The organism is Microvirga terrae (assembly GCF_013307435.2).
Lineage (GTDB): Bacteria > Pseudomonadota > Alphaproteobacteria > Rhizobiales > Beijerinckiaceae > Microvirga > Microvirga terrae.
Genome location: NZ_CP102845.1, coordinates 867002 through 888238, shown reverse-complemented (window position 1 = coordinate 888238; position 21237 = coordinate 867002). Strand labels below are relative to the sequence as shown.

The 21237-nt window shown below is 63.8% G+C and carries 18 protein-coding genes; 9 read left to right on the top strand and 9 right to left on the bottom strand.

Translation table 11 applies throughout. The features are described 5' to 3' along the window. Positions 1 to 78: 78 nt before the first annotated feature. Genes HPT29_RS04200 through HPT29_RS04185 form a run of 4 tightly spaced genes read left to right on the top strand, consistent with a single transcriptional unit; the run spans position 79 to position 5839 of the window. A complete protein-coding gene (locus tag HPT29_RS04200; RefSeq protein WP_173950139.1) occupies positions 79 to 1179 on the top strand; it encodes a branched-chain amino acid ABC transporter substrate-binding protein in 1101 nt (366 codons plus the stop codon). Positions 1180 to 1203: 24 nt separating this feature from the next. Beyond that, entirely contained in the window at positions 1204 to 4392 is a 3189-nt protein-coding gene (locus HPT29_RS04195) for a response regulator (protein WP_173950138.1), read from the top strand. Further along, positions 4389 to 4766, top strand: coding sequence for a response regulator (locus HPT29_RS04190; protein ID WP_173950137.1), 378 nt, complete (start codon positions 4389 to 4391; stop codon positions 4764 to 4766). The genes HPT29_RS04195 and HPT29_RS04190 overlap by 4 nt, the downstream gene beginning before the upstream one ends. Further along, a complete protein-coding gene (locus HPT29_RS04185) occupies positions 4763 to 5839 on the top strand; it encodes an adenylate/guanylate cyclase domain-containing protein (protein ID WP_173950136.1) in 1077 nt (358 codons plus the stop codon). The genes HPT29_RS04190 and HPT29_RS04185 overlap by 4 nt, the downstream gene beginning before the upstream one ends. On the opposite strand, the gene lpdA is transcribed toward HPT29_RS04185, so the two are convergent. The 9 genes from lpdA to HPT29_RS04140 all read right to left on the bottom strand — a co-directional run bounded on the left by lpdA (position 5830) and on the right by HPT29_RS04140 (position 15038). After that, complete coding sequence (lpdA, locus tag HPT29_RS04180) at positions 5830 to 7227, bottom strand: dihydrolipoyl dehydrogenase (RefSeq protein ID WP_173950135.1); 1398 nt, start codon at positions 7225 to 7227, stop codon at positions 5830 to 5832. The two genes, HPT29_RS04185 and lpdA, sit on opposite strands and share 10 nt — an antisense overlap. A 5-nt stretch (positions 7228 to 7232) precedes the next feature. Beyond that, a complete protein-coding gene (locus HPT29_RS04175) occupies positions 7233 to 8558 on the bottom strand; it encodes a dihydrolipoamide acetyltransferase family protein (protein WP_173950134.1) in 1326 nt (441 codons plus the stop codon). A gap of 1 nt (position 8559) precedes the next feature. Continuing rightward, the gene (locus tag HPT29_RS04170) at positions 8560 to 9573 is read right to left on the bottom strand and encodes an alpha-ketoacid dehydrogenase subunit beta (protein ID WP_173950133.1); all 1014 of its coding nucleotides are present in this window, start codon (positions 9571 to 9573) and stop codon (positions 8560 to 8562) included. Between the two features lie 3 nt (positions 9574 to 9576). Continuing rightward, a complete protein-coding gene (locus tag HPT29_RS04165; RefSeq protein WP_173950132.1) occupies positions 9577 to 10809 on the bottom strand; it encodes a 3-methyl-2-oxobutanoate dehydrogenase (2-methylpropanoyl-transferring) subunit alpha in 1233 nt (410 codons plus the stop codon). 127 nt (positions 10810 to 10936) lie between these two features. Beyond that, a complete protein-coding gene (locus HPT29_RS04160) occupies positions 10937 to 11227 on the bottom strand; it encodes a hypothetical protein (protein WP_173950131.1) in 291 nt (96 codons plus the stop codon). A 110-nt stretch (positions 11228 to 11337) separates the two neighbouring features. Then, on the bottom strand, positions 11338 to 12171 hold the full coding sequence (locus tag HPT29_RS04155; RefSeq protein ID WP_210272467.1) for a universal stress protein: 834 nt from the start codon (positions 12169 to 12171) through the stop codon (positions 11338 to 11340). Between the two features lie 125 nt (positions 12172 to 12296). Beyond that, complete coding sequence (locus HPT29_RS04150) at positions 12297 to 13022, bottom strand: DUF2270 domain-containing protein (protein ID WP_173950130.1); 726 nt, start codon at positions 13020 to 13022, stop codon at positions 12297 to 12299. A gap of 193 nt (positions 13023 to 13215) precedes the next feature. After that, a complete protein-coding gene (locus HPT29_RS04145; RefSeq protein WP_173950129.1) occupies positions 13216 to 14136 on the bottom strand; it encodes an MBL fold metallo-hydrolase in 921 nt (306 codons plus the stop codon). Between the two features lie 278 nt (positions 14137 to 14414). Continuing rightward, the gene (locus HPT29_RS04140) at positions 14415 to 15038 is read right to left on the bottom strand and encodes a GntR family transcriptional regulator (protein ID WP_173950128.1); all 624 of its coding nucleotides are present in this window, start codon (positions 15036 to 15038) and stop codon (positions 14415 to 14417) included. A gap of 216 nt (positions 15039 to 15254) precedes the next feature. On the opposite strand from HPT29_RS04140, the gene HPT29_RS04135 reads away from it, so the two are divergent. The 5 genes from HPT29_RS04135 (at position 15255) to HPT29_RS04115 (ending at position 21231) form a co-directional block, all read left to right on the top strand. Next, entirely contained in the window at positions 15255 to 16250 is a 996-nt protein-coding gene (locus HPT29_RS04135; protein ID WP_173950127.1) for a sialic acid TRAP transporter substrate-binding protein SiaP, read from the top strand. Positions 16251 to 16359: 109 nt separating this feature from the next. Further along, positions 16360 to 16944: a TRAP transporter small permease gene (locus tag HPT29_RS04130; RefSeq protein WP_173950126.1), complete on the top strand. Its 585-nt coding sequence runs from the start codon at positions 16360 to 16362 to the stop codon at positions 16942 to 16944. Then, complete coding sequence (locus HPT29_RS04125) at positions 16944 to 18350, top strand: TRAP transporter large permease (protein ID WP_173950125.1); 1407 nt, start codon at positions 16944 to 16946, stop codon at positions 18348 to 18350. The genes HPT29_RS04130 and HPT29_RS04125 overlap by 1 nt, the downstream gene beginning before the upstream one ends. A gap of 43 nt (positions 18351 to 18393) precedes the next feature. Then, a complete protein-coding gene (locus tag HPT29_RS04120) occupies positions 18394 to 19911 on the top strand; it encodes a UxaA family hydrolase (RefSeq protein ID WP_173950124.1) in 1518 nt (505 codons plus the stop codon). Between the two features lie 858 nt (positions 19912 to 20769). Then, positions 20770 to 21231 carry a Tat pathway signal protein gene (locus tag HPT29_RS04115; RefSeq protein ID WP_247654763.1) on the top strand — a complete coding sequence of 154 codons (462 nt, stop codon included), beginning with the start codon at positions 20770 to 20772 and terminating at the stop codon, positions 21229 to 21231. Positions 21232 to 21237 lie beyond the last annotated feature (6 nt).

Genomic DNA, 21237 nt, shown 5'->3' with positions numbered 1-21237 from the left:
AACCCCGCCTTGACGTAACCTTGTCTCTCGCCGTCAGCCGCCGACACTCCAAAGATGCTCCCGGGTTGGAGGGTCGCCATGAGAGGGCTGCTGCGGGGTCTTTCCATCGTCGTCGTTTGCACCCTGTGCGCTGCCGCAGCTCATGGAGAAATCCTGATTGGCATGGCGGGCGCACTGACGGGCCCCAACGCCTATCAGGGGGAGCAGCAGCAGCAGGGCGTCGAGATGGCGATCGCCGACATCAACGCCGCGGGTGGCCTTCTCGGCCAGCAGATCAAGCTCATCTCCGTTGATGATGCATGCGACAGCGCGCAAGCGATCGCCGCCGCACAGCGCCTTGTTGCCGCCAAGGTGTCGTTTGTCGTCGGACATCAGTGCTCGGGCGCATCCATCCCGGCCGCCGCGATCTATGCGCGGGCCGGCATCATCCAGATGACCCCCGCCTCGACCAATCCGCGCCTCACCGAAGAGGGGAGAACCAATACCTTCCGGATTTGCGGGCGCGACGATCAGCAGGGCGCAATCGCCGGCGACTTCCTCGCCGCGCGCTGGAAAAGCGGCAAGATCGCCATCGTCCACGACGATTCCGTCTACGGCAAGGGCCTCGCCGAAGAAACGAGCCGCCAGCTCCACAGGCATGGCGTCATGGAGACGGTATTCGAGACCCTCGTCCCCGGACAGAACGATTACTCTCCGCTGATCGCGAAATTGCGGGCCGCCGGGATCGAGGTCGCCTATTTCGGCGGCTACTACCGTGAAGCCGCATTGCTCATCCGAGGCGCACGCGAGGACGGCTATCGGTTGCAACTGGTATCCGGGGACGGGATCGCCAGCGAAGCCTTCGTGCAGGTCACGGGAGAAGCCGGCACGGGCACCCTCTTCACGTCCTTCCGGGATCCGCGGCGCAGCCCCGTGGCCGCACCGGTGGTGGAGCGCTTCCGCCGACAGGGCTTCGAACCCGAAGGCTACACGCTCTACAGTTACGGCGCCGTGCAGGCCTGGGCCCAAGCGGTCATGAGGGCAGCATCCACGGAAACCAAGACCGTCATCGATGCCCTGCGCGGCAACGAGTTCGATACGATCCTCGGCCGGGTCGGATTCGACGACAAAGGCGATGTCCGGCAGCCCGGTTTCGAATGGTTCATCTGGCGGAGCGACCGGTATGTTCCCCTGGAGTAAGGGAGGGGCGATGCCCTTACCATCATGCCCGTCTGGCTGAGCGTCCGTTGGCGCCTCCTTCTTGCGTTTCTCGGAATCAGCGCCTTCGCGCTACTGGCGGCCGCGGCGGGCACCTACGCCTTCCGCCAAATGGCCTTCGTGATCGAGCGCATCACGGAGCAGCGCGTGCCCTCGGCCATCACGGCTCTCGATTTGTCCCGACAGGCCGAACGGATCGTCGCGGCGGCCCCCACTCTGCTGAGCGCGCGCTCACAGATGCAGTACCGGGAGATCTCGGCCTCGATCACGGCCGAGGTCGACCGTCTCGAGGCTCTGCTCGCCGAGATCAAGAGCGATGTCGACCCCGCGACAGGGACCACCATGGAGCCAGCCGTCGAGCGGCTCCGTCGCAATCTCACGGCACTCGCCGGCCTCGTCGCCGGCCGGATCGTCGTCTCGACGCACAAGGACGCGCTCCTGCGGCGTCTTTCCAACGCCACAGTCGCAGCGCAGCGTCTGGTTGCTCCGGCTCTCGTCGTGCTGGATTCCAAGTTCGCCGCCTCACGGCGCGAACAACCGACACAAGGGGCCCCGCAGCCTCCCGCGGTGGTCATTCAGGAGATCGCCGACGATCTGCTGATGCAGAAGGCGCAGCTCGAATTCGCCGCGATCGGCGATGGCCTGCTCAAGGCCTCCTTGACGGACAACGCGGCCGACATCGCGGTTCTCGGCTTCCCCTTGAACCGCTCGCTCTCAGCCCTGCGCCAGATCTCCACCGACCTGGCGGATCCCCGCCTTCGCGCGCGCTTCGAGCAGCGCATCGCCGACTTCGCCAAGCTCGTCGAGGGACCGGACAGCCTACTGTCCGCGCGAAGGACCGAACTCGGCCTGATCGAGGATGCCGAGCGCCTCCTGCAGGAAAACGCCGGCCTGTCGTCCCAGCTCACCCAGGCCGTCGACGGTCTCGTCACCGCGGCCCGGCTGGATATCCAGGCGGCCAGCCGGGAGGCGCTGACGGCGCAGCGCGTCGGCAACAACGTGCTGCGCGGCGTGGTCGCGTTGAGCCTCCTCAGCTCGCTTCTCATCGTCTGGCTCTATGTCGACCGCAACCTCGTCGCACGCCTGCGCAATCTGAGCGACAGCATGCTGGCGATCGCCGGCGGCAACCTGCGGGCTCCCCTGCCGGGCGACAGCGGCGACGAGATCGGACAGATGGCCAAGGCGCTCGCCGTCTTCCGCGACACGGCGATCGAGGTCGAGGAGAAGAACCTGCGCGAGGTCGCCAACGCCCGGCAGCGTCTGATCGACGCCATCGAGAGCATCAATGAGGGCTTTGCGCTCTACGATGCCGATGACCGCCTCGTCCTGTGCAACAGCCGCTATCAGGAGCTTCTCTATCCCGCGACGAACGTCCCCATGGCCCCCGGGACATCGTTCGAGACGGTGATCCGGCGTGCCGCGGAGCTCGGGCTCATCAAGGAGGCGCGAGGACGGATCGACCCCTGGGTGGTCGAGCGACTGGCCCGCCACCGGAATCCGGTCGTGGCCGAAGTGCAGCACCGGGAGGGCGACCGCTGGATCCAGGTCAGCGAGCGCAGGATCGCCGGCGGCGGAACCGTTGCCGTCTATACGGATGTCACCGAGGTCAAGCGACATGCGGCGCAGCTCGAACTGGCCCGCGACCAAGCCATGGCGGCGACCCGGGCCAAGAGCCAGTTCCTCACCAACATGAGTCATGAGCTGAGAACGCCGCTCAACGCCATCATCGGGATCACCGAGATGCTGAAGGAAGATGCGGTGGAGACGGGCGAGACGGCCATGATCGAGCCGCTGGACCGGATTCACCACGCCGGGGCGCATCTTCTGGCTCTCATCAACGAGATTCTCGATCTCGCCAAGATCGAGTCCGGCAAGCTCGAGCTCCATACGGAGGAGATCGAGCTCGGCTGCCTGTTGGAGGACGCGGCTCGAACGGCCGAGACCCTTGCGGCCAAGAACGAGAACCGTCTCGTCACCGAACTCGCGGCGGACCTCGGCAGCATCCATGCCGACCCCGTTCGAATCCGTCAGGTCGTTCTCAATCTTCTGAGCAATGCCTGCAAGTTCACCAGGAGCGGAACGGTCACTCTCCGTGCCGGGCGCGAGACCGGTCCAGGCGGCGACCAGGTGGTTCTTTCCGTTCACGACACGGGAATCGGCCTGACGGAGGCTCAATGCGCCAATCTCTTCCAGGAATTCACGCAAGCCGACAGCTCGATCACCCGGAAGTACGGAGGAACCGGGCTGGGCCTCGCCATTAGTCGCCGGCTCTGCCGGATCATGGGCGGGGATATCACCGTTCGCAGCTCCCCGGGGAGCGGAAGCACCTTCAGCGTCACCCTGCCGGCTGGACGAAGTCCCCCAGGCATGCGCAGCCTGCGGTCCGACATGAAGCGTCTGCCGATCGGCACCCGCCCGGTCGGACGCGGGCAGCGCGCGCTGGTCATCGACGACGAGGACACGTCGCGCGACATCCTGAGGCAGCTCCTGACGCGGGAGGGCTTCGAGGTCGTAACGGCCGAAAGCGGTCGTCGGGGAATCGAACTGGCCCGGGACTTTCGACCCTCGGTCATCACGCTCGACGTGCTGATGGCGGATCCCGATGGCTGGAGCACTCTTCAGGAGTTGAAGCGGGATGTCGCGTTGAGGGACATCCCCGTCATCATGGTCACCATCGTGGATGAAGAGAACCGCGGTTACGCGCTTGGCGCCGCAGCCTATCTGACGAAGCCGGTCAACCGGGAGTGCCTCCTGAAGGCGCTTGCGTCATGCCGTCCCGAGCATGCGAACCCGCGTGTCCTGGTCATCGAGGACGATGCCCAGACCCGCGGCTGGCTGACGCGCATCCTCCGGGAGGATGGATGGGAAACGGCCGAGGCGGAGAATGGAAGGGTCGCCCTGGAAAGGCTTCCCGTCGTGGGTCCGGATATCGTCCTTCTCGACCTGATGATGCCCGAGATGGACGGGTTCGAATTCGTCGACGAAATTCGCCGAGACGAGAAAACCCGCCATCTCCCCTTGATCGTGCTGACGGCCGCGGATCTCAGCGACGACGACCACCGCCGCCTCAGCGGCGGCATCCGTAAAATCCTGCGCAAGCGGCTCGGCGGAAAGGATGAGGTGCTGTCCAGCCTGCGGGAGGTCATCGCCGATTGCATGCGGCCTGGACATGCCGGGCATCGGGAGCGAGCATGATCCGGATTCTGTATGTCGAGGACAACGAGGACAATGTGTACATGCTGTCTCAGCGCCTGAAGCGGCATGGCTTCGACGTTCTCGTTGCCCGCGACGGCGAGCAGGGTGTCGAGACGGCCCGTCGGGAAAAGCCCGATCTCATCCTGATGGATCTCGGCCTGCCGTCCCTCGACGGCTGGAGCGCCGCCCGTCTGTTGAAGGGAGCACCCGACACCCGGCGAATTCCGATCATCGCACTCTCCGCCCATACGATGCCAGGAGACAGAGAACGGGCCCTGGCGGCAGGCTGCGACGAATACGACGCGAAGCCGATCGCATTCGAGAGGCTCCTGGCGAAGATCGACAGCCTTCTGCAGGATCGGACGGCACCATGATCGATACTGGCGTTCGTATCCTGGTCGTCGATGACAACGAGGACAACCGGTACACACTGACGCGGCGCCTGCAGCGGGAAGGCTGGGCGGACGTGGTCACCGCCGAGAACGGGCGCGAGGCCCTCGACAGGGTCGCTGAGGAGCGGTTCGACCTCATTCTCCTCGATATCATGATGCCCGAGTTGAACGGATACGAGGTTCTCAAGCACCTGAAATCCAATCCCGCGACCCGCGATATCCCTGTGTTGATGATCTCGGCCCTGTCCGAGTTCGAGAGCGTCGTCCGCTGCATCGAGCTCGGAGCGGAGGATTACCTGCCGAAGCCCTTCAATCCGGCGCTCCTGCGGGCCAGGGTCGGCGCCTGCCTGGAGAAGAAGAGGCTGCACGATCAGGAATTGAGCTACCTCAAGGAGATCGAGCGGCAGCGGTCCCGAGCCGAGGCGCTTCTCCATGCCATCCTTCCGGCGCAGGCGGTGGAGGAACTCGAAAGCGTTCAGAGCGTCACGCCGCGCCGGCATGAGAACGTCGTCGTGCTCTTCGCGGACGTGGTGGGCTTCACGGCCTATTGCGACCTCCTCGCTCCCGAGGAGATCGTCGCCAACCTTCACGTCTTCGCCACTGCCTTTGAGGACAATGCGGCGGAACATGGCCTCGAGAAGATCAAGACGGTCGGCGACGGCCTTCTCGCCACCGCTGGCCTTCTCCTGTCCAACCCGGACCCGGTGATGTCCAGCATCGCATGCGCGGCCTCGACCATCGCGTCAGCATCCCGTCTGCCGATTCCGTGGGACGTGCGGGTGGGCATCCATGTCGGCCCCGTGGTGGCCGGCGTCGTGGGCCGTCAGAAATTCAGCTTCGACATCTGGGGCGACACGGTCAACGTCGCGGCTCGCCTGGCGGCCTACGGCACGAGCGCCAGCATCAATGTCAGCGCAGCCGCATGGGAACAGGTGAAGACCCGGATCGACGCCTCCCCCCTGGGCCCGGTGCCGATCAAAGGGAAAGGCGTTCTGGAAGCCTACCGGGTCGTCCCCGCTCGGTCGCGCGGAAGCGCGGGACCGGATCAGATGTGAAGCTCCTGTCCGAGCGCCTTGAGAGCCGCCTCCTGGAACGCCTCGCCCTGGGTCGGATGAGCATGGATCGTGCCGGCGATGTCTTCGAGGCGCGCGCCCATTTCAACCGCGAGGCCGAAAGCTGCCGCCAGTTCGGAGACGCCATGACCGACGGCCTGTATGCCGAGGACCAGATGATTGTCCAGGCGAGCAACGACCCGCACGAATCCATCCTCACCCATCTTGGTCATCGCCCGACCATTGGCCGAGAACGGAAACTGACCGATCGTGATCTCGATCCCCGTTCGACGAGCGTCTTCCGGTGACAGGCCGACGGTCACGATCTCGGGGTCGGTGAAGCACACGGCAGGAATACTGCGCTTGTCCCAGACGCGCTTATGACCGGCGATGATCTCGGCCACCATCTCGCCCTGCCCCATGGCGCGATGAGCCAGCATCGGCTCCCCGGTCACGTCGCCGATGGCATAGATCCCGCGCATGGATGTCCGGCACCGCTCGTCGATGCGGATGAAGGGCCCGTCCATGTCGAGGACGAGCTCGTCCAGTCCCCAGCCCTGCGTCACGGGCCGTCGCCCGACCGTGACGAGGACCCTGTCTGCGGTAAGCGACGTCTCGGATCCGTCCTCCGCCTCGACCAGCAGGGTGCTGCCGGCCTTGGCCAAGCCTTTGGCCTTGGCCCCGGTCATCACGTCGATGCCGAGAGCCTGCAGCCTCTTGGACACGGGACGCGTCAACTCGGCGTCGTATTGCGGCAGGATGCGGCCTTGAGCCTCGACGACGGTGACCTTCGCTCCCATCTTGGCGAAGGCGGTGCCGAGCTCCAGGCCGATATAGCCGCCCCCGACCACGACAAGGCGCTCCGGAACCGAAGTCAGTGCCAACGCCTCCGTGGAGGAGATCACGGCTCCTCCGAACGGCAGGTTCGGCAATGCGACGGGGGCAGACCCCGTTGCGATCACGACGGTCTCGGCGCGGACGATCTGCCGGCCCGTTTCCGTCTCGACCTCGATCGTCTTGCCGTCGCGAAAGCGTGCATGTCCCTGAACGATCTTCACCTTCGCCTTCTTGAGAAGGCCCGATACCCCGCTGTTGAGCCGCCCGACGATGCCGTCCTTCCAGGCGATTGTCTGAGCGAGATCGAGTTCCGGTTTCGTCGCTCTGATCCCGAGGGAATTGCGACCGTTCGAAAGATGGACGATCCTGTCGTACTCCTCCGCCGCATGGATGAGCGCCTTCGAGGGAATGCACCCGACATTCAGACAGGTTCCGCCGGGCTTGCCCGCGTCGACGATGACCGTGTCGATCCCCAGTTGACCGGCCCGTATGGCGCAGACATAGCCGCCGGGTCCGGCCCCGATGACCAGAAGCTTGCAGGAAATGTCCTTCATCGGTCTCAGGTCTCCACGAAGATCATGGCGGGCGTCTCCAGAAGCGCCTTGATGCGCTGCACGAAAACGGCCGCGTCCCAGCCATCGATGATCCGGTGATCGAAGCTGGAGGACAGGTTCATCATTTTGCGGGGAATGAAGGTGGAGCCATCCCAGACCGGCCGCACCACCATCTTGTTGACCCCTACGATCGCGACCTCCGGATAATTGATCACCGGCGTCGTGACGATCCCACCCATGGCGCCGAGCGACGTGATGGTGATCGTCGATCCGCTCAGCTCCTCACGGCTCGCGAGGCCCGACTTCGCCGCCTCGGCCAGACGGTTCAGCTCGGTGGCGCAATCCCAGAGATCGCGGGCTTCCGCATGCTTCACCACCGGCACCATGAGGCCGGAACCTGTCTGCGTCGCAATGCCGATATGCACGCCGCCATGCTGGTGGACGACGCCCGCGTCGTCGTCGTAGATAGCATTCAGATGCGGCTGCTCGGCAATGGCCTTGACCATCGCGCGCATCAGGAAGGGAAGAAGGGTCAGCTTCGGCCGGTCACCCCGCCGGTTCGCATTGAGCGAAGATCGCAGATCCTCGAGCGCCGTCACGTCGACCTCTTCCACATAGGTGATGTGCGGGATGCGCGATTTCGCAAGCGCCATCTTCTCGGCGATCTTGCGCCGCAGCCCAATGACCTTGATGTGCTCGACGCCCGTGTTCTGCGCGAGCCCCGGTGCCTTGGAAACCTGACGGCCATGGGTCAGGAAGGCATCGAGATCCTCATGGGTGATCCGACCCGCAGGACCGGAACCCGGAACCTGCCGGAGATCGACGCCAGCCTCGCTCGCGCGCAACCGGACGGCCGGCGATGCGACCGGCCTCTCGCCCTCGGGGCGCATCGCCGGGGCGCGATGCATCCTCGCCGGCGGTGCCGGCGGCCGTTCCACCGGTTGTGGCGGCGTGCTGCGAGCCTGCCGTTCGACGATGGCTTCCGGAACTTTGACGGCGCCGTCTGCCTGGGCTTCGATCTCCCCAGTCCGAGCGGGCGCCTCGGCGGCCTTCTCCGGCGGGCTGCTCTCGGAAGACGCGCGCTCCTCCCCCTCGACCTTCAAGCGGATCAGAGGGGAACCGATGGCGACCACATCGCCGATCTCGGCTCCGAGCCACAACACCTCGCCGTCAACGGGAGAGGGAATTTCCACAGTGGCCTTGTCGGTCATCACCGCCGCGAGCACGGCATCCTCGCGGACGAGGTCGCCGACCTTGACGTGCCACTCGACGAGTTCGGCCTCGGCGATCCCTTCGCCGACATCGGGCATTTTGATCAGGTGCTCGCCCATGTCAGGCCTCCATCGTCTCGACGAGGGCGCGTCCGACACGGGCCGGCCCCGGGAAGTAATCCCATTCCTGAGCATGCGGGTAAGGCGTGTCCCACCCGGTGACCCGCGCGACGGGAGCCTCCAGATGGAAGAAGCAGGCCTCCTGAACGAGAGCTGCCAGCTCTGCTCCGAAGCCGGACGTCAGCGTCGCCTCGTGGACCACCACGCAGCGGCCCGTCTTCCGGACGGATGCCGCGATCGTTTCCATGTCGAGCGGGATCAGCGTCCGCAAATCGATGATTTCCGCATCGATCCCGGCCTCGGCGGCAGCGGCCTGCGCCACATAGACCATTGTTCCATAGGCCAGCACGGTGACGGTGGCGCCTTCGCGCACGATGGAAGCCTTGCCGAGCGGCAGGCTGAAATGGCCGCTCGGGACTTCGCTCAGGTCGTGCTTCGACCATGGCGTCACAGGACGGTCGTGGTGACCGTCGAAAGGGCCGTTGTAGAGACGTTTCGGCTCCAGGAAGATCACCGGGTCCGGATCCTCGATGGCCGCGATGAGAAGGCCCTTGGCGTCATAGGGATTGGACGGCACCACTGTCTTCAACCCCGCCACGTGGGTGAACAGGGCTTCGGGGCTCTGGCTGTGGGTCTGTCCGCCGAAAATGCCGCCGCCGGTCGGCATGCGGATCACCAGCGGACAGGTGAATTCGCCATTCGAGCGATAGCGCAGCCGGGCCGCCTCGGACACGATCTGGTCATAGGCCGGATACATGTAATCGGCGAATTGGATTTCGATGCACGGATGCAGGCCGTAGGTCGCCATGCCGATCGCCGTTCCGACGATGCCGGCCTCGCTGATCGGCGCGTCGAAGCAGCGCGTCTTCCCGTATTTCTGCTGGAGCCCGGCGGTGCAGCGGAAGACGCCGCCGAAATAGCCGACATCCTCGCCGAAGACGACCACGCGCTCATCGCGCGCCATCATCACGTCCATCGCGTCGCGGATGGCTTCGATCATCGTCATGCGCGCCATGGCTCAGACTCCTGCCTGCTGGCGCTGACGGCGCAGATGCGGCGGCATCTCGGCATAGACGCCATCGAACATCTCGCGCGCCGAGGGCTTGGCGCCGGCGTGGAGCGTGCCGTAGCTCTCTGCTTCCTTCTGCGCGGTGATCACCGTGTCGAGGATCTCGGCCTCCGCCTGCTTGTGGCGCTCCTCCGACCAGGCCCCGCGCAGGATCAGATGGTTTTTCAGCCGGATGACCGGATCGCCGAGGGGCCAGGCATCGGACTCCGTCTTGGGACGATAGGCCGAGGGATCGTCGGACGTCGAGTGGGCGCCGACCCGATAGGTGACGTATTCGACGAGCGTCGGGCCGAGATTGCGCCGCGCCCGCTCGGCGGCCCATTTCGCCACCGCATAGACGGCGAGATAATCGTTGCCGTCGACCCGAAGAGACGGAATGCCGAAACCCAGGCCACGGGCGGCGAACGTCCCCGCCCCACCCCGGGCGATGCCCTGGAAGGTGGAGATCGCCCATTGATTGTTGACGATGTTGAGGATGACTGGGGCCTTGTAGGTGGACGCGAAGACGAGCGCCGCATGGAAGTCCGACTCCGCCGTCGAGCCGTCGCCGATCCAGGCCGCGGCGATCTTGGTATCGTTCTGGATGGCCGAGGCCATCGCCCAGCCGACCGCCTGAACGTACTGCGTGGCCAGATTGCCCGAGATCGTGAAGAACCCGTGCTCCTTGGAGGAGTACATGACGGGCAACTGGCGTCCCTTCAGGGGATCGCGGGAATTCGAATAGACCTGACACATCATGTCGACCATCGAGTAGCCGCCCGCGATCAGGAGGCCTGCCTGCCGATAGGTCGGAAAGTTCATGTCCCCCGGCAGGAGCGCCTTGCGGAAGGCAGAGCTGATGGCCTCCTCGCCCAGATGCTGCATGTAGAAGGATGTCTTTCCCTGCCTCTGGGCGATCAGCATGCGGGCATCGAAGGTGCGCAGCGTCATCATGTTGCGCATGCCCTCGATGAGTTCCTCGTCGCTCAGGAGCCCGGCCCAGGGGCCGACCGCCTCTCCGGCGCGATTGAGGACCCTGATGATGGAGAAGGCGAGATCGCGGATGGATTCCGGATCCACGTCGATCTCGGGCCGGGGGACGGCGCCGGCTTTCGGGATCCTCACATTCGAGAAGTCGGGTGTCCCCCCGGGTCGAACGGCTGGTTCGGGCACGTGAAGGGTCAGCGGTCCGTAATCGGTCATGGTCTTTCGTTCTCCTCCCGAGAGAACTAGGAACGAAACACCATTCGGCCATAGGCTGAGCCGTTTCAAAAGAGGGTGAGACCGGTTATCGACAGGCTCCGGAAGCGCCGACCAATCTGCCGGGCCGTTACGGCTTCACGGTCGCCAGAACTTCGCCCGCCGTGATTTCAGGCTCGCCTTGAATCAGATCGGCCAGACTCGCATGGATCCACGTCAGAGCCTTCTCATTGGCCGCAAGCGCGGCCTCGCGGCTGTCGAACAGCGTCACCGAGCCGCCGATGCCGTTGCCGCAATCGAAGACATGATACTGCTGAAAGCCAGGAGACTGCCGCAGGATCTGGCCGATCCCGCTCTCGGCGCGTCGAGCTGCTTCGGGCACGGAGCGCATGTTCCTGAATTTCCGGATGACGACATACATGAATGCCTCCATCTTTCGCAGACGAGCACAACCCCAAACGCAAGGGAGCCATTCTGGACAACTCCCGCGACGACGACCGCCGTCGATCGCTGCAGGCGACCATGGCCCCGCTAATGGGCCATCAGGACCGGCAAACCCGCGTGGGCAATGATATGGCTGGTGGCTCCGCCGAAAATCATCTGCCTGAGGCGGCTCTGGGTATAGGCTCCCTTGACGAGCAGGTCCGCATGGAACGAGGCCGCGTCCTCCAGGATGGCTTCGCCGGGAGCGCGCGTGTTCAGCCTGCGTGCCGCCGTCTCGGCCCGGACGCCGTTCCGCTGGAGGCGAAGCGCCAGTTCCGCGCCGCTCGGCCCATCCACGCCCCATCCGTCCAGGGTCAGAACGACGACGCGATCGGCCTTCGCCAGAAGAGGCATTGCGAGCGCCACGGTTCGAGCCGTCTCCGTACTGCCGTTCCAGGCAATCACGATGGTCTCGCCGATTGATGCCGGAGTCGAGGGCGGAACCATCAGCACCGGCCGCCCTCCCTCGAACAGGGCAGCCTCGAGGGTAGCCAGTCGCGGCGGCTCGTCGCTTGCCCCCGGGCGACCAAGGACGATCAGATCGAACACCCTGCCGAAATTCCCGATGTAGCTGTCTCCAAACAGCTGCGGGCCGATCCATCCACAGGAGGCCTCCTCCGGCACCTCCGTCTTTCGTGGCACCGCGCAGGAGAGCATGAACTCCTCGAAAAGGTGGCGCGCGCGCTCCACCAGCTCACGCTGCTCCTTTTCGCTCAGGATCGTCCATCCGACCGGGACATCGAACGCGATGACGTCAGGAATGTCGGGACCGAGCGCCAGGCCTTCCACATGGCTCCCGAAGCGGCCGGCCACCAGGAGGGCGGCGTCAAGGACCGAGCGAATGAAGCTGTGCTGCTCAACCGGAACCAGAATGGCCTTCATGGCAACCACCTCGGTCAGCCTGCGAGCCGATGCCCCGGGAACATTATACTCCCGAACTCCGCTTTCGGCACATCCAATCTTCTCCACTCCTCGTCGAGCCTTGGGTCTCAGACATGAACTGGGCCTCAGACATGAACGTTGCCGAAGGCCAGCTCTCCTTCCCCTGTCTGCTTGCGCAACGTGGCGTAGAGAATCCAGCCATAGAAGATCGCCAGAGCGGCGATCACCGCCCATCCGGGAACCGGCCCGATCGCCGCATTCCGGACCCATTCTTCCATCGACGTGACGAGGTGGGCGTCGACGGCATTTTCCTGCATTCTGATGAAGGTGGTTTTGACGATCCAGGCGAACAGCAGGATCAGGAACATCCAGCAGTAATTCCGGCGGAGGCGGCGTGAGAGGGCTTGGCTGGTGCTCGTCAGGAACAGGGGGCGCCTGAGGTCGTCGCCCAGCTTCTGGACCCAGTCGGCCGTGGTTCCCTCCTCGGGCGAGAAGATCTGGGCGAAGTAGTTGCGCTCCATCCGGCGCACGCGATTGCGATAGACGTCGAAGAAGCGATAGCGGCGCGCCTCGATCACCAGGAGCAGCAGGACAAGCACCATGGCGAAGATCAGCACCCCATGGTGGGCCGTTGGCGTGGAGAGCGAGACCGACAGCATGGCGGCCACCACGGTAATGGCCCAGTTGGTCGTTCGGTCGATCCGATCGCGCCACCCGGCCATGCGGGCGATCTCGGCGCGGTGGTAATGCGCCATAACGGTGACGAACTCGCTGGAGGTGCTGGGAAAAGCTGGCGCCTCGACGGGCGGGCGCAGGGCCTGGACAGGCGCAGGATCGTTCTGCGGCAGCATGACGGCGCTCCCTCGGCCCCCTCGGATGACACCGGTCGGTTCTGGAGGCTTGCGCTCTTGTCAGAACGTTACAGGGCGAAACCCATTATAGCACCGGGACGGGCGTGCGAAGAGCGCAGATCTCGAGTGGAGGCCGTCAGACCGGAACGGATCTACTCCGGGCCGTGGCCATTCCGCCGCCTACGGGGCGAAGTCACTCCCAGACGGCATCGGCAAGCCCATCGAGCGGAATCTTGAGATAGCGCATTCCATTGCTCTCGGGGGCCGGCAGCCGTCCTCCTGCCATGTTCACCTGCAGGGCATGCAGGATCAGCTTCGGCATCGGCAGCTTGGCATCCCGTGCCTGGCGCATGGCGACGAACGCGTCCTCCGTGCGAGCCCGGACGAGGTGGATGTTGGAAGCCTTTTGGCTGGCGACGGTGCTTTCCCAGGCAGGGTCCCGGCCTCCCGGGCTGTAATCGTGGCCCGAGAACAGGCGGGTCTCGTCCGGCAGCGACAGGATGCGCCGGATGGTGTGCCATAAGGCTCTTGCATCCCCGCCGGGGAAGTCGCACCGGGCCGTGCCGAAATCCGGCATGAAGAGCGTATCGTGGATGAAGGCGGCATCCCCGACGACATAGGTGATGGATGCGAGGGTGTGACCTGGAGAGAACATCACTCGCGCATCCATGTCTCCGATCTGAAAGACCTCGTCGTCGGCGAGCAGGCGATCCCATTGCGAGCCGTCGGCCGCAAACTCCTTCAGGTTGTAGATCTCCTTCCAGAGCCGCTGCACGTCGACGATCCGCTCTCCGATGGCCGTCCTTGCCCCTGTCCTGTCCTTGAGATAGCCCGCGGCCGACATGTGATCTGCATGGGGATGCGTATCGAGGATCCAATCGACGGTGAGGCCCTTCTCGCTCACGTGAGCCAGCAGTGCATCGGCCGACGCGGTCGCGATCGATCCCGACTTCTCGTCATAGTCGAGAACGGGATCGACGAGAGCGCAGCGTCCCGTTGCAGGATCGGCCACGATATACTGGATGCTGCAGGTCCGTTGATCGAAGAACGCCTCGACCTGCGGTGGACCAGCCGAGCGATCCGGTCCTGCTTGCGGATAAGCCGCTGTGCTCATGGCTTCCACTCCTTGAGGCGAAAACGGACGGCGTCGCCGCAAACCTGTAGTCGGCACGCGGTGCGGCGCTGGTCGCAGGCATCCACCAGCGGACGGAAGGCCATCGGGCCTCGGGTTGCGGAACGATCGTCCTGGCCCCTTCGTCGGGCATCGAGCAAGCAATCTGCCCCTTATATACCGCAGAGCGTTGCCGGTGAAGTGGCGCCCGGAGCAGGACCGGCTGCGTGTCCGCGGCAGGTCGCAGGCACCGGATCGGCACCTTGGACTGCGAGACGGTTTCAAGCCTCCACGAACACCTCCGCGTGCTCGACGGAGAATCGGCCCAACTCCTCAACGACGGCCTCCAGGTGCGCCTCCATGGCCCGGCGCGCGGCCGGCGCATCGTGGGCCTCGAGAGCCCGGAAAATTTCCCAATGTTCGGCAAGGGTCACGATATGCCGGCGGGGCGAGGAGAGAAGACGGCGCACACGATCGATGTTCGCCCGGGAGGCGTCGATCACGGCGGCCACCCGCGGCAGCTTGAGCCCTTCGACGAGAATCGTATGGAATTCGAGATCCAGCACGTGGAAGCCCGGACGATCTCCCCTCAAGACGGCCTCCTGCTGCGCCTCCAGGTTGCCGCGCAGGGCCTCGATGTCATGACAGGACAGATGCCGTGCGGCATTCTCCGCCACCATGCCTTCCAGAGCCTGACGGATCAGCATGGATTCCCTGATTTCCGCCAGACGGATGCGCGCCGCTCTCGACCCGCGCTGAGGCAGGATCTCGACGAGCCCCTCCGCGGCCAGGCGTGTCAGCGCCTCCGAAACCGGGAACCGGGACACCCTGAGCGCGCTGCAGACGGCACCTTTGTCGATGAACTCGCCAGGGGCGAAGTCGAGCGCCACGATGGCCGAGCGCAAGGAGCGCTCCACCAGATCCGTCGTATGGCCTCGGCTCCCTCGCTCGAGGGGAGCAAGGAAAACATAACTTTTTCTCTTGTCCACGGCGTCCATTTGCCTAACATGTTAGCCGAACCGTTGAGCGGACGCCACCGTCTCGTCGGATAGCTCCTACGAGCGGCACCGCTCGTGATCATGTTTCAACCGGCCACAGAGCCGGCATTCGGAGAAACGCCTATGCCATTTCTGACCCGCCGCCTTGCGTTCGGCCTCGTCGCAGCCGCAGCCGCCATTCTTCCCACCTTGCCGGCGAATGCCCAGACGAAGCTGAAATGGGCTCACGTCTACGAAACCTCGGAGCCCTTCCACACCCAGTCGGTGTGGGCGGCACAGGAGATCGCGAAGCGCACCAACAACCGCTATCAGATCGACGTCTATCCAGCATCGCAGCTCGGCAAGGAGAGCGACATCAATCAGGGCCTGTCGCTCGGCACGGTCGACATGATCATCTCCGGTCCAAGCTTCGCCGCACGCAGCTATCCGCCGATCGGCATTGGGTATTATCCCTACATCTTCCGCGACTCCGCCCACCTGCTCGCCTTCGCGAAGAGCGACGTCTTCAAGGAGCTCAGCGCCGGCTACGCTGAAAAGACAGGGCACCAGATGCTGGCCCTCACCTATTATGGCGTGCGCCACAGTTCCACGAACAAGCCCTTCAAGACCTGTGCCGAAATGAAGGGTCTCAAGATCCGCGTGCCCGATGCCCCCGCCTACTTGGCCATGCCGCGCTCCTGCGGCGCCAATACTTCGCCCATCGCCTTCGCGGAGGTCTACCTGGCCCTTCAGAACGGCACGGTCGACGCGCAGGAGAACCCGCTGACGACGATCGAGGCGAAGAAGTTCTACGAGGTCCAGAAGAACATCGTGCTGACCGGCCATATCGTCGATCATCTTGCGACGATCGTCTCCAAGCAGCTCTGGGCAAAGCTCTCGGACGAGGACAAGAAGATCTTCGCTACAGTCGCCCAGGAAGCGGCCGTCCGCGCCTCGGGGGAAATCCAGGCGAAGGAGAAGGAACTGATCGAGACTTTCAAGCAGAAGGGTTTGACGATCACCGAGGTCAACAAGGACGAGTTCAAGGAAGCCGTGATGAAGAACGTCACCCTGGAATCCTTGGGCTATCGCAAGGCCGACTACGACAAGATCCAGGCCTTGAAGTCGGAAGGTCTTTGAGGTTTCGGGCGGGCCGTCTCCGGCGGCCCGCCTTTCCGCCGTTCAAGGATCCCACCGCCCGCCCCGGCAGGGATCACTTCTGACCTCCAGGAACGAGGCTCACTGAGACATGACGACTGAGGTTCACACCCAGGTCAGCGCCGAGGAGCTGGCGCAGACTTTCGACGAGAGCGAGCACGCACCGGTCGATCTATCGGGCTATGCCTTCGAGGACTGGCTGTCTTTAGCCCTGTTCTGGGCGATGTCGCTCGCGGTTTTCGTTCAATTCTTCACACGCTACGTGCTGAACGATTCCTTCGCCTGGACGGAGGAGATCGCGACCAATCTCCTGGTCGCTCTCGTCTTCATCGGGTCGGCCATGTGCGTGCGCATGAGCCGCCACATCCAGGTCGACTTCCTCTATCGCTATCTATCACCCGGTCTCGCCCGCGTGCTGGCAACCCTGATCGACGTCATCCGCGTCGCCTTCTTCGCTTATGGCGCCCTCCTGGTCTGGCGCTTCATGAGCATCATCGGCGACGAGCAGATGACGACCATCGCTCTCCCGAAAAACCTCAGCTACGCCTTTGTCTTCATCGGGTTCGTCCTGATGTTCTTCCGCTCCGTTCAGGTTGCTGTCGCCAACTGGCGCCGTGGCTATTCCGTGCTCGAGCGGCCCGAAGCATTCGATGCACCCTTGGTGGCGGAAACATAATGCTCATCCTGATCGGTTCTTTCCTCGTTCTGATGGTCCTCGGCCTGCCCGTGGCCATCTCCATGGCCGTCGCGTCCCTGCTCTATATCCTCGCCAGCGGCACGGTGCCGGACGTCATTGTTGCGCAACGCATGATTGCCGGCGTCGAGAGCTTTCCGCTTCTGGCCGTTCCGTTCTTCATTCTGGCCGGCAACCTCATGAACATCGCCGGCGTCACGGGCCGCATCTACTCGTTTGCGGTTGCCCTCGTCGGGTGGATGAAGGGCGGCCTCGGACAAGTGAACATCATCGGATCGGTGATCTTCTCGGGCATGTCCGGGACGGCCATCGCCGATGCGGCCGGCCTTGGCACGATCGAGATCAAGGCCATGAAGGATCATGGCTATTCGACGGAGTTCGCCGTCGGCGTCACGGCGGCATCTGCGACCCTCGGGCCGATCATCCCACCTTCCTTGCCGTTCGTGATCTACGGGATGATGGCCAATGTCTCTATCGGTGCCCTCTTCCTGGGAGGCCTCATTCCGGGCATCGTGATGACCCTGCTGATGATGGGGACCGTAGCCTACTTCGCCTATCGGAACGGATGGGGCGCAGATACTCCCTTCTCATGGGCTCAACTGGGCAATGCCACCATCGAGGTCGTCATCGTTCTGGCCTTTCCGGTCGCCGTCTGGCTGATGATCCAGGCCGGACTTTCCGCCAACGTCTCCATTGGGATCGCCCTCGCTGTCCTGCTCGCCCTCGACTGGTATTTCGACTTCTCGGCCGTGATGGCCCTGATGGCGCCGGTCATCCTGATCGGCGGCATGACGCTCGGCCTTTTCACCCCGACGGAGGCGGCTGTCGCTGCCGTCATCTGGTCGCTGTTCTTGGGCCTCGTCCGCTATCGCTCCATGACGTTCAGGAGCCTGGCCAAAGCGACCTTCGACACCATCGAAACGACAGCATCGGTTCTCTTCATCGTCACGGCGGCGTCGATCTTCGCATGGCTTCTGACGGTCAGCCAGGCGGCGCAGATCCTCTCGGATGCGATCCTGGGCTTCACGCAGAACAAGTGGGTGTTCCTGCTGCTTGCCAACATCCTCATCCTGTTCGTCGGCTGCTTTATCGACACCATCGCGGCGATCACGATCCTTGTTCCGATCCTACTGCCGATCGTGCTCAAGCTTGGCATCGACCCGATCCATTTCGGCCTTATCATGACGCTCAATCTGATGATCGGCCTGCTCCATCCGCCTCTCGGCATGGTGCTCTTCGTTCTGGCGCGGGTCTCCAGGTTGTCGGTCGAGCGCACCACGGTGGCGATCCTTCCCTGGCTCGTCCCCTTGATGCTCGCGCTGATCGCGATCACCTATATTCCGGAACTGACGCTTTGGCTCCCGCAGAAAATGGGTTTGGGACGATAGTGGATCGTTCGATAGACATTCCTAACCGATTATTGAGATACTCATGAGCACTCCCCGCACCATCCGCCTCTCGCCCGATGACAATGTGGTCATCGCCATCGACCTCGTGAACCAGGGCGCGAGCGCGGCTGGACTGACGGCCCGCGAACGTATCCTGCGCGGCCACAAGATGGCCGCGCAGCCGATCCGGGAAGGCGAGCCGATCCGCAAGTTCGGCCAGATCATCGGCTTCGCCAAGACCCACATCGCGCCCGGCGAATGGGTGCACGAGCACAATGTCGGTCTGCACGACTTCGAGCGGGACTACGCCTTCAGCGCAGATGCCCGGGAAGACGATCTGCTTGCGCCCGGACTGCGCGCCACCTTCCAGGGGTACCGCCGCGCGTCCGGTCGAACGGGCACGCGGAACTATATCGGCATTCTGACATCGGTGAATTGCTCCGCGTCCGTCGCACGCTTCGCAGCCGCCGAAGTCGAGCGCTCAGGTCTTCTTCGCGACTATCCCGGCATCGACGGCGTCGTTGCGATCGTTCACGGGACGGGTTGCGGCCACGCCGCCTACGGCGAAGGGTTCGACATCCTGCGTCGTACGCAATGGGGTTATGCCAGCCACCCCAACTTCGCCGGCGTCATCATGGTCGGTCTCGGCTGCGAGGTGTTTCAGATCGGCAGGATGAAGCAGGAATACGGCCTTACAGAAAGCGAAACCTTCCGCACCCTCACCATTCAGGAGACGGGCGGCACGAGGCGCACCGTGCAGGCCATCGTCGAGGCCGTGAAGGACATGCTCCCGATCGTCGCTCGGGCTCAGCGGGAGACGCGCCCCGCATCGGAACTGGTGCTGGCCCTTCAATGCGGCGGTTCCGACGGCTATTCAGCCCTCACCGCCAACCCGGCGCTGGGTGTCGCGTCCGATCTGCTGGTCCGTCATGGCGGAACGTCGATCCTGTCGGAAACCCCTGAAATCTACGGTGCTGAGCATCTTCTGACCCGGCGGGCCGCCACCCCGGACATCGGCGAGAAGCTCGTGTCGCGGATCAGATGGTGGGAGGATTACACGGCCCGCAACGGCGGCGAGATGAACAACAATCCCTCACCCGGCAACAAGGCCGGCGGATTGACGACGATCCTTGAGAAATCCCTGGGCGCCGCCGCGAAGGGCGGACGCTCGACCCTTCGGGCTGTCTACGAATACGCCGAACCCGTGAAGGACCACGGCTTCGTCTACATGGATACGCCCGGCTATGATCCTGTTGCGGCGACCGGCCAAGTGGCCGGCGGCGCGAACCTGATCGCCTTCACGACCGGCCGCGGCTCGGCATTCGGCTGCAAGCCCGTGCCGTCCCTGAAGCTCGCCACCAATTCCGACATCTACCGTCGCATGCTCGACGACATGGACATCAATTGCGGCGATGTTCTCGACGGCGTGTCCCTGGAAACGAAGGGCCAGGAAATCTTCGAGATCCTGCTCCGGGTCGCCTCCGGGGAGCACACGAAGTCGGAGGATCTCGGCTACGGCGATCTCGAGTTCGTCCCGTGGCAGGTCGGCGCAACGATGTAAGCGCAGCGCCGACCGTCCGATGATCCCGGACGGGCGGCGAGTGCGACACATCGTTCCTCGGGAGGCCCGTTAACCCGTTGTTAACCATCACCGGGCGATGATCTTCCCGCTGATCCCTCGCCGGATCGACACTCTCCCAAATGCGAACGGGGCGCGGATGTACCGCCTCGCTTCGCTTTGGGATGCAGTGCTGGAGCCCGTGCCGCCCCATCCCGGCATGCAGTCGAACTACGCGCATCGGCCGTTTTTAGGACGTCGAGCATCGCCATCGGCAGCAAGGGACGGCCAATCGATAATCGGGTGGGCTTAGCCGAGCACGTAGAACGCCGCGCCAATCGCTGCCAGCGCACCCACGAATGCATAGGGATACCAGGTGGGAAAGGGCTTGTCGTGACCGTTGAAGCTCAAGCAGGTTCTCCTGAATCAAGGGCATGCTCTCTCTTCTTCCTCTTCTTCATGCAAAATGGTCTTTTCGTGAAATCCAAACGAAAACGGCCGAGCTTCGTGCGGCGGGCGGCCGCCTAAGATGAAGCCGGGCCAAGGTCCCGCCAACCGCCGAATGGCGCGGCAAATCGGAAGAAAATTACTTTGAAGCACTTTTAAGGAAGCGAATACCACCCCGATCTCAAGGCTGTAGCGGGTGTTTTAGAACACCTCTGATTTTTGGCTAAGCCCTTGATCAATCTCAATTCTTTCAGATATCTCATCGGACGCCCCTGCGGGAATTCTCCCGGTCTCGGGCACTCGTTCGATCTGCCGAAGGCAAGTGCGTTCGTTCAGCTCTTTCGCTGAAGGATCCGGAGCTGCGCATCACGTCCGGCGGTCGCTCGCCAGCATGAGGAGAATGAGTTCATGGGCATGAGCACATGGAATGAGCCTGGGTTTGCAGCAGGAAGCGTCTTCGCCTGCTTGGCTCTGCTCCTGCCTTTCAGCGGGATGGCGCTCGCCCAGGACAATGCGTCGGCTTCAAGCCCCTTGCGGATCGAGTTGAACAAGATCGAAGCATCGGGGGAGAACTGCCGGACCTACTTTCTCATCGACAATCAAAAGGGCGAGGGCTGGAAATCTCTGAAGCTCGATCTCTTCGCGCTGGATACGGATGGCGTGGCAGCCAAGAGGCTGGCGGTGGAAGTGGGTCCGGTGCCTCGCCGCAAAACCCTCATCAAGCTCTTCGACTTTCCGGGACTGACCTGTTCGCGCTTCGGACGTGTTCTGCTCAACGACGTCCTGACCTGCGAAGGCGCGACCAGCGCGCGCGAGGAATGCCTGTCCGGAATCGAGACGGCCTCCAAGATCGACGCCGTATCCTTCGTGAAGTGAGATTGC

Excerpts from the sequence above, each read along its gene's own strand:
- HPT29_RS04200 (WP_173950139.1), top strand. The coding sequence starts at position 79 with ATGAGAGGGCTGCTGCGGGGTCTTTCCATCGTCGTCGTTTGCACCCTG.
- HPT29_RS04195 (WP_173950138.1), top strand. The coding sequence starts at position 1,204 with ATGCCCGTCTGGCTGAGCGTCCGTTGGCGCCTCCTTCTTGCGTTTCTC.
- HPT29_RS04190 (WP_173950137.1), top strand. The coding sequence starts at position 4,389 with ATGATCCGGATTCTGTATGTCGAGGACAACGAGGACAATGTGTACATG.
- HPT29_RS04185 (WP_173950136.1), top strand. The coding sequence starts at position 4,763 with ATGATCGATACTGGCGTTCGTATCCTGGTCGTCGATGACAACGAGGAC.
- lpdA (WP_173950135.1), bottom strand. The coding sequence starts at position 7,227 with ATGAAGGACATTTCCTGCAAGCTTCTGGTCATCGGGGCCGGACCCGGC.
- HPT29_RS04175 (WP_173950134.1), bottom strand. The coding sequence starts at position 8,558 with ATGGGCGAGCACCTGATCAAAATGCCCGATGTCGGCGAAGGGATCGCC.
- HPT29_RS04170 (WP_173950133.1), bottom strand. The coding sequence starts at position 9,573 with ATGGCGCGCATGACGATGATCGAAGCCATCCGCGACGCGATGGACGTG.
- HPT29_RS04165 (WP_173950132.1), bottom strand. The coding sequence starts at position 10,809 with ATGACCGATTACGGACCGCTGACCCTTCACGTGCCCGAACCAGCCGTT.
- HPT29_RS04160 (WP_173950131.1), bottom strand. The coding sequence starts at position 11,227 with ATGTATGTCGTCATCCGGAAATTCAGGAACATGCGCTCCGTGCCCGAA.
- HPT29_RS04155 (WP_210272467.1), bottom strand. The coding sequence starts at position 12,171 with ATGAAGGCCATTCTGGTTCCGGTTGAGCAGCACAGCTTCATTCGCTCG.
- HPT29_RS04150 (WP_173950130.1), bottom strand. The coding sequence starts at position 13,022 with ATGCTGCCGCAGAACGATCCTGCGCCTGTCCAGGCCCTGCGCCCGCCC.
- HPT29_RS04145 (WP_173950129.1), bottom strand. The coding sequence starts at position 14,136 with ATGAGCACAGCGGCTTATCCGCAAGCAGGACCGGATCGCTCGGCTGGT.
- HPT29_RS04135 (WP_173950127.1), top strand. The coding sequence starts at position 15,255 with ATGCCATTTCTGACCCGCCGCCTTGCGTTCGGCCTCGTCGCAGCCGCA.
- HPT29_RS04130 (WP_173950126.1), top strand. The coding sequence starts at position 16,360 with ATGACGACTGAGGTTCACACCCAGGTCAGCGCCGAGGAGCTGGCGCAG.
- HPT29_RS04125 (WP_173950125.1), top strand. The coding sequence starts at position 16,944 with ATGCTCATCCTGATCGGTTCTTTCCTCGTTCTGATGGTCCTCGGCCTG.
- HPT29_RS04120 (WP_173950124.1), top strand. The coding sequence starts at position 18,394 with ATGAGCACTCCCCGCACCATCCGCCTCTCGCCCGATGACAATGTGGTC.
- HPT29_RS04115 (WP_247654763.1), top strand. The coding sequence starts at position 20,770 with ATGAGCACATGGAATGAGCCTGGGTTTGCAGCAGGAAGCGTCTTCGCC.